Source organism: Domibacillus sp. DTU_2020_1001157_1_SI_ALB_TIR_016, from assembly GCF_032341995.1.
In the GTDB taxonomy this organism is placed as follows: domain Bacteria; phylum Bacillota; class Bacilli; order Bacillales; family Domibacillaceae; genus Domibacillus; species Domibacillus indicus_A.
Genome location: NZ_CP135438.1, coordinates 830,981 through 843,342 on the forward strand (window position 1 = coordinate 830,981; position 12,362 = coordinate 843,342).

General features: G+C 42.0%; 8 protein-coding genes. 3 read left to right on the plus strand and 5 right to left on the minus strand.

Features of this window, described 5'->3' with window-relative positions; all coding sequences use genetic code 11:
* The first annotated feature begins 71 nt into the window (after nt 1-71).
* Genes RRU94_RS03965 through RRU94_RS03975 form a run of 3 tightly spaced genes read left to right on the plus strand, consistent with a single transcriptional unit; the run spans nt 72 to nt 4,500 of the window.
* A complete protein-coding gene (locus RRU94_RS03965) occupies nt 72-1,736 on the plus strand; it encodes a ribulokinase (RefSeq protein ID WP_315691888.1) in 1,665 nt (554 codons plus the stop codon).
* A complete protein-coding gene (gene rhaB / locus RRU94_RS03970; RefSeq protein WP_315691889.1) occupies nt 1,733-3,202 on the plus strand; it encodes a rhamnulokinase in 1,470 nt (489 codons plus the stop codon). Before RRU94_RS03965 ends, rhaB begins: the two co-directional genes overlap by 4 nt.
* Nucleotides 3,202-4,500 (plus strand): class II aldolase/adducin family protein, encoded by a 1,299-nt coding sequence (locus RRU94_RS03975; RefSeq protein WP_315691890.1) that lies wholly within the window; start codon nt 3,202-3,204, stop codon nt 4,498-4,500. Before rhaB ends, RRU94_RS03975 begins: the two co-directional genes overlap by 1 nt.
* A 100-nt stretch (nt 4,501-4,600) precedes the next feature.
* On the opposite strand, the gene RRU94_RS03980 is transcribed toward RRU94_RS03975, so the two are convergent.
* From RRU94_RS03980 to RRU94_RS04000, 5 genes are all read right to left on the minus strand, one after another.
* Nucleotides 4,601-6,157, minus strand: a complete 1,557-nt coding sequence (locus RRU94_RS03980) for a glycoside hydrolase family 32 protein (RefSeq protein WP_315691891.1) — start codon at nt 6,155-6,157, stop codon at nt 4,601-4,603.
* 100 nt (nt 6,158-6,257) lie between these two features.
* A complete protein-coding gene (locus tag RRU94_RS03985) occupies nt 6,258-7,724 on the minus strand; it encodes a glycoside hydrolase family 68 protein (protein WP_315691892.1) in 1,467 nt (488 codons plus the stop codon).
* A gap of 256 nt (nt 7,725-7,980) precedes the next feature.
* Nucleotides 7,981-9,258: an ABC transporter substrate-binding protein gene (locus tag RRU94_RS03990; RefSeq protein WP_315691893.1), complete on the minus strand. Its 1,278-nt coding sequence runs from the start codon at nt 9,256-9,258 to the stop codon at nt 7,981-7,983.
* Between the two features lie 19 nt (nt 9,259-9,277).
* Nucleotides 9,278-10,468 carry a response regulator transcription factor gene (locus RRU94_RS03995; RefSeq protein ID WP_315691894.1) on the minus strand — a complete coding sequence of 397 codons (1,191 nt, stop codon included), beginning with the start codon at nt 10,466-10,468 and terminating at the stop codon, nt 9,278-9,280.
* A gap of 50 nt (nt 10,469-10,518) precedes the next feature.
* Nucleotides 10,519-12,297, minus strand: a complete 1,779-nt coding sequence (locus tag RRU94_RS04000; protein ID WP_315691895.1) for a cache domain-containing sensor histidine kinase — start codon at nt 12,295-12,297, stop codon at nt 10,519-10,521.
* Between the last annotated feature and the right edge of the window lie 65 nt (nt 12,298-12,362).

Sequence of the window (12,362 nt, forward strand, 5' to 3'; positions counted from 1 at the left end):
CTTGCCCCCTCTCCCGCTAACGTTTACTCGTGAGAGGGGTTTTACTTTATGGAGAAAAGGAGGTTGTAAATGTGGCTAAGTATACGATCGGTATTGATTATGGGACAGAATCAGGGCGAGTAGTGCTTGTAAACGTAGAAAACGGAAGTGAAGCGGCGGCTCATGTCACACCTTATCACCACGGAGTAATCGCCGAATCACTTCCTAATGGAGTAAAACTTGAAAAGGATTGGGCGCTTCAACATCCACGGGATTATTTGGATGTATTGTTTAAATCTGTTCCAGAAGTAATGAAGCAAAGCGGGATCAATAAAGAAGAGGTAATTGGAATTGGCATTGATTTTACGTCATGCACCCTCTTACCTGTTGATGAAGAAGGCGAGCCATTGTGCTTCCGGGAAAAATGGAAAAATCATCCTCATAGCTGGGTAAAACTCTGGAAACACCATGCCGCTCAAAAAGAAGCAGATGATTTCACACGGATTGCTCAAGAAAGAAACGAACCAATCCTGCAGCAATACGGAGGGAAATTTTCGTCAGAATGGTTGTTCCCAAAAATGTTACAAGTTTTACGGGAAGATCCTTCTATTTATGAAGCTGCTGATTTGTTTATTGAAGCAGGGGACTGGATTACAATGCAGCTGACGGGCCGGTTGGTTAGGAGCAGTAATCTCAGTGGTTATAAAGCTTTTTGGAACAATGGAGAAGGATATCCTTCTGCTTCTTTCTTAAAATCAGTAGATGAAAGATTAGAGACAGCCGGTGAGACAAAATTACGCGGAGAAATAAAAAATGTAGCAGAATGCGCAGGCGTTTTAACAGAAGAGATGGCTGATAGGCTGAGATTAAATCCGGGAATAGCGGTTTCTGTTTGTATCATTGACGCACACGCAGGAGTACCTGCGGTAGGAGCAGTGAATGCTGGGCAATTTGTGATGACGATGGGGACATCGACCTGTCATATGCTCATTGCAGAAAAAAAGCAAATGTTAGAAGGAATTTGCGGAGTAGTAGAAGACGGTATTGTACCGGGCGCCATAAGTTATGAGACCGGACAAGCGGCGGTGGGAGACGCTTTTGCCTGGTATATCAATGAATGTGTTCCTGAGCATGCTAAAAAAGAAGCTTATCTCAAAGGTATGAATATCCACAATTACCTAGAGCAAAAAGCAGCACGTTTAAATCCTGGAGAATCGGGACTGATCGCGCTCGATTGGTGGAACGGAAATAGATCTGTTCTCATGGATGGTCATTTATCAGGGGCTATCATTGGGCTAAACCTAGCTACAAAGCCAGAAGAAATATACCGGGCATTACTTGAATCAACTGCTTTTGGAACAAGAAAAATTATTGAATCTTTTGAAAATGAAAATATAGAGATTGAGGATATTTTTGCATGTGGCGGGCTGCCAAAGAAAAATAAGCTGCTTATGCAAATTTATGCTGATGTATTAAAACGCGATATAAAGATAACAGACGCGGAGCAAGTTATTGCCCTCGGCTCGGCTATTTACGCTGCCGTAGCAGCAGGAAGAAAACAGGGTGGATATGACTCTCTGGAGGAAGCCGCATCTTATATGGCAAAAACGTCTGGCACAGTAATCAGTCCTTCAGAGGAAAACAGTGTTATTTACGAAAAGCTTTATCAATATTATTTGCAAGTACACGATTTTTTTGGGCGAAGCGAGCGAAATGTTATGCATGGATTGAAAGCATTAAGGAGGAGGGGAGAATGATCCATATTGCCGTAGATATTGGTGCTTCAAGCGGACGCCTTGTAGTCGGAGATATTAAAAATGAAAAACTGGAGATCAAGGAAATACATCGATTTGCAAATGGCTTTATAAAAAAAGATGGAATGTGTTTTTGGGATATTGAACACTTGCTCAACGAAATTTTAAAAGGATTAGAGCAAGCCAAAAATCTTGGCTGCGAAGTTTGTACGCTTGGAATCGATACGTGGGCAACGGATTATGTGCTGGTAGATGAAAATGGAAACCGTGTGCAGGAAGTGATCTCTTATCGCGATAAGCGAACAGAAAAAACGATTGAGAAAGTTACGGCTCATTTACCGCAAAAAACCATTTATGAAAAAACGGGAATACAGTTTTTGTCGTTTAATACCTTGTATCAATTGTATGAAGAAACTCCCGAAAACCTTTCAAAAACAAAGTTTATTATGACAGTACCTGATTATTTAGGATTTTGTTTAACGGGAATTCCGGTAACGGAGATAACCAATGCTTCGGCAACACAGCTGTTAAACATTCATACAGGGGATTTTGATGAAGACTTGCTAGCGCTGCTGGGCATTTCAAGAAACCAATTTCCGTCGCTTACTTATCCTGGAAGAAACCTTGGTCATTTGCTGCGTGGAAGGTTTCCTTCTTTTGATTTACCGATCACGAAAGTTATTACAGTAGCATCTCATGATACGGCTTCAGCCATTGCAGGTTCACCTGGACAAGGGAACAACTGGGCATATGTGAGCAGTGGAACCTGGTCTTTGATTGGCATTGAAAACGAGCATCCCGTCATTACAGATCTGACAAGAGAAAATAATTATACAAATGAGTGGGGCGCCTTTGGAACCTATCGGTTTTTAAAAAACATCATGGGAATGTGGATTATTCAGGAAGTCAGAAGACATCTGCCAAAAGATTTTAATTTTGAGCAGTTTGTGATTGAAGCAAGAAAAGAAAAAAATGGTGAACAGTTTATTGATTTTAATGAAGATCGGTTCTTAAATCCTGAAAATATGATTGAAGAAATCCAACAATATTGCAGAGAAACAAACCAGAAAGTTCCGCAGACAGCAGGAGAGCTGGCCAGTTGTATTTTTACAAGCCTGGCAGTGATGTATGCAGCTTCTATTGAACAAGTTGAAGAAATGAACGGAAGAGCGATTGAAGAGATTTATATTGTCGGTGGGGGAGCGCAAAATGACTTGATAAACGAGCTGACCGCACAGATAAGCGGAAAAACGGTTTATGCTGGACCTTTTGAGGCAACAGCTATTGGAAATTTGCTGATTCAATTAATTGCCGAAAAAGAGGTCAAGGATTTACAAGCAGGGCGCCAGTTAATACGGCATTCATTTAACATTAAAAAATATCGGCCAGTCAATCAAAAAGATGCGGCTTTGTTGAAAAAATTTAAAGAAATCGCTTCTAGGAAAGAAACATTGAAAGGGATGAGCTGATGAAGACTAATATACACCCAGCTGAACAAATTGTAAGTATTATGGAACGAATTTATAAATATGAAATGACGACGATATCCGGTGGAAATCTTTCTTTGATTGATGAAAATGGTGATATGTGGATCACTCCTTCGGGTGTGGACAAAGGAAACCTAACAGTGCAAGATATTATGTGTTTAAAAAAAGATGGAACCGCTGAAGGCATTCATACTCCTTCCGTTGAATTGCCTTTTCATCAAGGGATTTATGAAGCGAGGCCGGATATTAAAGCAATTGTTCATGCACACCCGCCGGCACTTGTTTCCTTTAGCATGGCACGCAAAAAACCGAATGCAAAGCTATTCATGAATACGTATAAGCACATTGCCGGCTCAATGGAAATTGCTGCTTATGCTATTCCAGGAAGCGAGGCGCTAAAAAACAACATTGCTTCTCAATTTGCTAAAGGTGGAAATGCTGTGATTATGGAAAACCATGGGTTAGTGGTGGGCGGAACAGATCTTTTCGAAGCCTTTCATTTATTTGAAACGCTTGAATATCTAGCACGTATTGAAATAAACGCAAATACTATTGGCAAAACATTTGAACTAACAGAAGAGCAGCTGAAAAAAGTAAACGACAGCGGGGCAAAGCAGCTGCCAGTACAAGAGAAGCATAGCCAAACGGAAGAGGAAGCCCAGGCTCGGGATGCTATTGTTCAATTTTTAAAGCGCCTTTACGACCGAAAACTCATTACGAGCAAAATGGGGAGTTTATCGGTTAAACTTTCAGATGGTTCAATCTTAGTTACCCCAGCTCATACCGATCGAAAGTTAATTTCTACTCAAGACATTGTTCATCTAAAAGAGGGGAAATGTGAAGCATTAAAAGAGCCCTGTGAATTCTATGAATTACATGAAAAAATTTATCAAGAGCACCCTGGAATCTCCTCCGCAGCTGTTATAGCACCGCCATACTTAATGGCATATGCGATTACAGAAACCAGCTACAATACCCATATTATTCCGGAAGCTTATGTTGTTTTAAGAGATATCGGTAAAGTTCCGTTTGATACAGGAAGTGACCATTATAAAGCTGTAGCGAAAAAGATTGCAGATAATAACCCTGTCTTATTAGTGGAAAACGGTTATGCGGTGGTAACCGGGGAAAATTTATTAAAAGTGTTTGACCGCATTGAAGTAGCAGAGTACAGTGCTAAAGCACTTGTCCAGGCAAAGCATGTAGGAGAGGTTATTAACATTAGGGAGGAAGATATTGACGCAATCATTCAAGGTTTTAAATTATCAGCTAAGTCCTAGTACACAAAAAAGACACTCTTTCAAAAACGAAAGGGTGTCTTTTTGTATGAAATGAAAAAGTAAAGCAGTCATTTTTGCAATCTATAAGGATTTCAATGAATTAATTGAGATGCTGAATTTTTACATGTTTAAAAACAGCTTTACCGCCATCAGAGAAAAGGGTAATGCCTTTATCGGTAAGAGGGGGGAAGATTAAGCTCGAATGGGCCACTTTTCCGTCATCGATAAATACCTCAATACTTGTTTTATCAACAAGTACTTTTACATGCACCTGCTTTTTGCCGGTATCAAATGGTGCCTTGCTTTCAAGAGAGTGATTCGTTTTATCAGGATGTCCCGTAAAGCCGCGGTTCACATAAGAGTAACCGCCAGCGGTGAAAATGCCTACATCCACATGGCGGGTTCGGTCCGCTGATTCCCGCAGCCGTAGGCCTATATTTTGAAGGTCTGACCAGGAAATGTCGGTTTCCAATTGATACACATCACCGGATACAGGAAGGGTTTTAGCACCATCGACTTCAATTTGTTCGTAATAATCGGTGGAAGCAGTCAATTCATTTAATGCTTCAATAGGCTGTGAAGCCAGATAATATTGATGATCGCCTGCATGCTTTAACGTAATGTCACGGACAATTGAGTCCATTCCATTAAAGCCTTCCTGCAAGGTCGGTGTATTATGGGCATAATCCCAATTATTCATCCAGGCGAGTGCATACCGTTTTGTCAGCTTATCGCTTTCCGTGCCACTTTCAAATGTGACCCCTCCATACCAATCAAAACCATAATCAAGCCACTGGGGTTCATTATAGTCGGGGGAAAATGCTTTTCCGTTAAAAGTTCCTGTCCAATAAGCATATGTGTTGGGCTTGCCGGCCGTCTTTCCATTTGCACTGGCTCCGAGCACCCATTTAACGGTCCCATCATCTGCACGCAGCATGTATAAATCAGGGCATTCAATAAGGCCGATATCCTTTGTAAAAAAGCCGCTCGTGTACTGCCATTTCTTTAAGTCTGCGGATTCATAAAAGCCAATTTTCGTTCCTTCCGCCATTACCATCATCCATTTATGGTGCTCGTCATCCCAGATGATTTTTGGGTCCCTGAAATCTTTTGTACCCGGATTGGACATAATCGGCTTGTCACTGTAAGAGGTGAACGTTTTTCCATGATCGGTGCTGTACCATAAAAATTGCTCCTGCTTTCCGCCATTCTTAGAGGGCTGTGTAACAATCGCTACAAAAGCGTTCTGGCCGAAGCCGGCGGTATTGTCTTTATCTACGACAACAGAGCCTGACCACGGGTCGCCATTCTTATTTGTGTATTTTGGAATAGCAATGCCTTCATCATGCCAATGCACCAGATCCTCTGAGGTGGCATGGCGCCATTCGGTTCCATTTCCACTCGGATAATCCTTGTTGTAAAGGTAATAATAATGATATTTTCCGTTAAAATAAACAGGCCGCTGCGGATCATTCTTCCACTTGTCAGGGGCGGTAAAATGGTAGTCTGCCCGGTACGATGGTGCTTTTTGTTCTTCTGTTGCGGTCTGTTCTGTTGAGGAAGAAACGAAATATACAGACAGTCCGACTGTACATACAACAAGAAGGAGCAGGTAGATCCAGACAGAGGGCTTTTTTTGCCAAAAATGTTTACTCATTTATGCTCACCACACTTTTTTTAAAAATAAAAAAGAAAATGCCATGTAAACGGACATTTTCTTTTTCGTAAATCTTATAAAGCATTTTAAAAATGCTGTTTTACTCGTTAATCGTAAGCTGGCCTTGTTCAAGAATGCCGTTTTCTACAACGGATGTTTTTGGTCCTTCGATATCAAGCTGGAAGCTTGGAGCAAAAGTAGACTTGTGGTCTTCAAAGAAGCCTCTGTTTGTCATGTAGCTTGTCACAACAAAGTTGTCGTTGTTCTTTTGCGGAATAATGTAGTGCGCATATGTCCATGTAATATCACGAGGGTTTAGGTCCTGATGCAATACAATACCTGTTTTATTTAACGGCTTGTATGGTCCGTCAATAGAATCTGCTACATAGCCAAGCATGTAAATGTCTTCGTTATCGATGCCGTCAATCGTCATTTTAGAACCGCGTGTGCTCGTAAACAGGTACCATTTGTCGTCTTTCTTAAAGATGTTTGGACGTTCAATTTCATCTGTGACAGTGTTAGATACAATTAAAGGCTTCATTTCTTTTTTCATTGTATAATCGTCATTGATTTCAATGATACCGATGGCGCCGTTTGCAAGCTCAGCCAAGTCCTTTTTAGGGCTTTGCAGAAGCTTTGCTTTTTCTTCCTGGAAGAATTGCTCGCTGCCGCCGTAGTAAGCTTTGTTATACAGAGATTCCTCGCCCTGGTAGCCATACTCCGTTCCTGTGTTTGCTTCAAATATAAGGTATTTATGTCCGTTATCTTCCACATAGTGAGGATCGCGCATCGTATGGTTATCTGCAAAGTTTCCTTCACCGAATGCCTTTGAAACCGTTTGGTACGTTTTGCTGTCTCCGCCTTCATAAATAGATTTATAATCTTCTACACCATCAATTTTCAGCGTGCCAGCTGCTTCTTCAGACACGTTTACTTGAGCAGTTGTCAGCGTTTGTTTACCGTAATGGCCCGATTCAGGTGTAAATGGCTCGCGGTTTGTATAGAACAAGCGGACTTTCCCATCCTCTGTGAACGTTGCAGAACCAGACCATTCTTCTGCCTGATATTTTAAATATGGATCGTTTGGCTTAAACTTATCGTCGTTTTTAAATACTCTTCCTGCATTTTTCCATGCATCAATTGAGTTTTCATTTGCTTTTTTATAGAACATGTAAATGAATGTGTCGCTGCCGTTTTTCGGATCTCCGGCGAGTCCAAACACGATATGGTAGCCGTTATATTCTGCTACGGTTCCATCCGCGTTCTGCAATGGCCATGTGTCCCATACATCTAAATCCATCAAGTTGCCGTTCTCATCCACTTTTTGGGCAGCGGGGATATTTTTTATTGTTGATGCGTCAAACTGAGGTACTGTATACTTGGCATCGCCATGCTGCTTGATCATATCCAGCATGTCAGAGCGGGTAATTTGGGAAGTTCCGTACGTTTCTTTATGATCGAACGTGTCTTTTGGTGCGGCAAATGCCTGCGGGCTGATTCCTCCTAGTAAAATACCAGCACTAAGCGATACAACGCTGGCTTTTGCGGCAAGCTTGTGAAATTTCATTTTTCTTCCTCCTGTACGTTTTGATAAAGGGACACCGCTGGGGTGACAAGCAGCGGTGCCGTCATGTATGTAATACAAGTAAAAGTATAAGAGAGTCCGGGTTTTCTGGATATGGCATAGATTGATCAGGATTTCGTCTTAAATTGATTTGGTGCGGGAAAAAGGAAGCGTGAAAAAAACACCCCATCAAGATGGGGTGTAAGTAAAAAGTATGAGGTTAGCGACTTGAAAACAAAAAACGGATGTTTTAATGAAATCAGCTGTTTGAAGCTTTTTCCCACGATTTTTGAAATTCATCGAGCAATTGCTTGCGCGGCAGCTGCTTTCCAATATACAGCTGCATAGCCGCGCCGAATTCTTCTTTAATGCCGCTCGGAAAGTGAAACCAATTGGCGTGCAGGGTATCTCCTTCTTTGTAGGCGTGGATAGTTTCATCCGCCAGCGGTCCTAAATGATCCGCTTTGATATGTTTAAAGGCAGGAATAAATTTAAAGCGGTCGGTCATAAACATCTGGCCTTGTTTCGTGGACACCATCCAGTTTAAAAATTCCTTTGCTGCTTTTTTTTCTGCAGGGGACGATTGCTTATTGATCACCCAATAATTTGGCACACTGACCACTAACTTGCTTTTAGTGTGGTCATTCAGGGGGATGGGGAGAAAGCCGATATTCATATGCGGTGACTGCTGATCAATCATCGGCTGTATCCAGTTTCCCTGCTGAATCATGGCGGCTCTCCCGGAAGCAAATAAATTCACTTCCATGTTGTAATCCGTCGTTAAAGGATCGCGATTTCCATATTTTAAGGTGACATCTAACAGATCAATAAGATCATGAAATGCCGGGTTGTCTTGAATGGTTTCTTTCCCGTTATTCAGGCTTTGGATAAAAGCGGCCGGATCTTTTTGCTGGGCAAATGCTACGTTCATTAAGTGGTCGCCTAATTTCCACTCTTCATAATAGCCGGTTGCAAAAGGGGTAATACCTGCTTTTTGCAGCTTTTGGGCTGCTGCTGTTAAATCTGTCAGCGTTGTTGGAACGGCATCAATGCCTGCTTTTTGAAACAAATCTTTATTGTAGATAAATCCGTAGCCTTCCAAATTCATCGGCATTCCATGTATTTTTCCGTCGAAGGTCATCGGCGTTAACGCTTCTTCATAAGCCTGCTTAACCCATGGCTGGTCAGAAAGGTCTTCCAAATAGCCCTGCCATTCTTTGGCCGTTTCGTAACCGCTGTTGGTAAAAATATCGGGTCCTGTGCCTGCAGCTATTTCTGCTTTTAAATCGGAAAAGTCATCCACAGCGCCGCCTACCGTATGAATATCTATTTTGACATTGGGATGGCCCTTTTCATAAGCGATCGCCATTTGTTCAAACTGTGTAGAAATTTCTACTTTTGGATTTCGGATCGTTAACGTAATCCTGGGTTCGTCCCTGTCTGTATGCACGTTTTCCTTTTGAGGAGCCGGCTGGCAGGCAGACAGGGACAAACTTAATAGTCCGGCTAAAAGGGCAGAAAGTGTTCTTTTTTTCATTTTATTACCCCGGTCCTCATTAAGATAAAGTGGATGTTTTTGTTTCATTTTGTGGTAACGCTTGACTGTTTCGATATTCAAAAGGGGTCATCCCTACGACCTTTTTAAACAGCTTGGAAAAATATTTCTCATCCTGGTAGCCCAGCATTAAAGAAATGGAATAAATACTTTCATCTGTATTCTGAAGCCAGCTTTTGGCTTGATCAATCCTTAATTTTGTCACGTATTTAGACAGAGGCATGCCGGTTTCTTGTTTAAACTTCCTTGAAATATGCTCACGGCTGAAGAAAAAACGGCTTGAGAGTTTCTCTAAACTTAATTCTTCCATATAATACATATCTACATAAGCAATAATATCTTTTATGCGGCGGGCTGCTTCTAAATCATCTAAGCGGTGGATCGTTCTAAAATGCTGCTCGTCCATTGATTTTTGCAGAGATTGAAACAATCCAGGCATTTCTTTAAATGAATCCAGAGGCTCGCTGACAAGTCGCACGGGCAGATCAAAATGCTGGCTGATCCACTCTTCCACAGCCAGCCAGCGGCCGCGTATGGTGAGCACGACACATAGGGCAGCGTCGTTTTGGAGGGCAAATGCATTTCCCCACTGTTGTTTTGAGAGCTCCTCAGCGAGCGACTGAATATAAGGGGAAGGGTCATGCATGTGATAAAACGAAAGCAGTGTCATATCATATTCCTCTGCTGCCGGCAGAGAGGACTGAAGAAGCGCTATTTCTGAAACGTCACCTGCGCAAACGGACGTAACGAGCTGGTTCATTTGCAGTTTTTTGGCATCTTCAAACAAACCGTTTTCTTCGTACAGCCGTTTTTCTTCATCGCTTATCCAGGCCCCAACCGCTTTTTGGAGCGTCTGGTTAAAAGCATCTGGTTCAATAGGCTTCAATAAATAATCAAAACTGTTGAATTGGATAGCTTTTCGCATAAACGAATAATCGTTGTATCCTGTTATAAAAATTAATTTGCCCGGATAGGAAATGGAATCGAGCCACTCGATTAATTCGATGCCGCTCATTCGGGGCATTTTTATATCGGTCAAGATGATCTCTGGTTTTTCTTTTTCAATCATGCTTCTGGCTTCATCACCATTGCAGGCCTCGATAAGCTGAGTGATACCGTATTGTTCCCAGTTTCCGAGATGGCGTATCACGTCACGCACATTAAATTCATCGTCGGCAATTAAGGCTTTCACTGTCCTCATCCTCCTCACAAAAAAGAATCAAAGCGTTTTTTTTTATTCATTTACTCCTCGGAACGTGTTGTTTCAACCGGAATGCGTATGGCGACCGAGAATCCCTGGCCGTCTTTCGAATCGACTGTGAAGATGGCTTCCGCCCCGTAATGCAGCACTAATCGATCATGGATATTTTTTAAGCCAATATGATTGCCCGAATACATGTCGCTGCCAAGAGAAGCATAAATATGATGTCTTAATGCTTGAAGCTTCGTGTCCGTCAGACCAGGCCCATCATTTTCAACGCGGAGGTATAGATCATCCCCTTGAATATGTCCAGAAATCGTTAAACGGGCCTCATAAAATCCTTCCTCATAGCAGTGTTTAAAAAAGTTTTCTACAAGCGGCTGAAGCGTCATGCTTGGTATTTTCTTATCCAGTGCTTGTTCACTAATCTGAATGGAATGATGTATATCGGGTCCAAACCGTTCCATTTGAAGAGTGAGGTAAGCGTTTATATAATTCATTTCATCCCGAAGTGATACCCATTGGTTGGCTTGAATGGAATAACGCATCATTTGAGACAAAGAAGTCAATAGCTGATATACCTTCGGAGATTGGGAACGAAGCGCGACCGCCCCGATGGACTGCAGGGCATTGAATAAGAAATGCGGATTGACCTGGGATTTCAATGCCCTGAATTCATTTTTTCTATTTTCAATTTCAAGCTTGTATTCACGGTCAATATGGCGGTTAATGCGGTTCATCATTTCTTTCATGTGCGTTTCCAGATGGCCAATTTCATCTTTTCTGCCCGTATCAAAAGGGACGTCCATATTTCCGCCTTCAATAGAGCGTACTTTTCGGCTGAGAAGCTGAATCGGGCGGGTAATCCGGTAAGAGATCAAGCCGATCATCAGCAGTCCTAACACGCCTACACCGATTCCGACCGCTATATTGATATAAGCGGTTTTTCGGGCGTCATGAAACAAAGCGTGGCTCGGAATGATCTTCACTAATTTCCATTGATCCAGCGGTCCTGATAACGTTTTGGATAACAGAATGTCCTTGTCTGTATCAGTGCTGGTCTTCGTTAACCGCTTCTTTAAATTAGAAGAAACGGAAGTGCCAATCTGTTCTGGATCATTGGCATACACAATACGATCATGAGAATCAATCAGCAGTACAGAGGCGCCGTTTTCCTGAACCAGATTATGAACGATGCGGGCATAAGCGGCTAAATCAATGTCCATTGTCATCATACCGAGAAATTCGTTTGAAGGAACGTCCACAATTTTATGGTGAACGGTCATGACCATCGTGTGGTCGGACTCCGGAATGATGGCCGCATTGTTATAATTTTGAATGGGATGCGGCGGCTCCATCACATATTTGGCATTAGATTGATAGAGCTGCTTGATCACATCTTGTTCCAAAAAACGAGGCTGCGGCTTACGTGTGCTGATCATCGCATTGTAAACCGTAAAGGATTCCTGATCTTTATCAATATAAAAGCGAAGCTGACGAATTTCCTTTCGCATCAAATAAAAGGTTTCGATGCTTTTTTCCATCGCCATAGAGTCAAAGTAAATCGAATCTTCAAACCCGTTTTCAAACATTCGAAGCAAGTCTGGATTACGGTATAAAATATAGGGCAGGTTCACAATATCTTCGGCGTATTGCTCCAGCTCTTCGGCGTTTCTTTGAATTTGCTCCCGGCTGTTTTGAAGCTCCTGCCGCTCCACACTGTTTTTTGTATAGCCATAAATTAAAAAAACAGAGAGAAAATAAGGCAGAAGAATGAAGATAAGTAACAATAACAATAAGCGGCGTCGAATACTTTTCACAGAACGCGTTCCTTCCTATTTAAAACATGCTAAAACTATAACAAATCAATCTATAACGTCAATGC

Coding starts and splice junctions, on each gene's coding strand:
- RRU94_RS03980 (WP_315691891.1), bottom strand. CDS start 6,157: ATGAGTAAACATTTTTGGCAAAAAAAGCCCTCTGTCTGGATCTACCTG.
- rhaB (WP_315691889.1), top strand. CDS start 1,733: ATGATCCATATTGCCGTAGATATTGGTGCTTCAAGCGGACGCCTTGTA.
- RRU94_RS03975 (WP_315691890.1), top strand. CDS start 3,202: ATGAAGACTAATATACACCCAGCTGAACAAATTGTAAGTATTATGGAA.
- RRU94_RS03985 (WP_315691892.1), bottom strand. CDS start 7,724: ATGAAATTTCACAAGCTTGCCGCAAAAGCCAGCGTTGTATCGCTTAGT.
- RRU94_RS03990 (WP_315691893.1), bottom strand. CDS start 9,258: ATGAAAAAAAGAACACTTTCTGCCCTTTTAGCCGGACTATTAAGTTTG.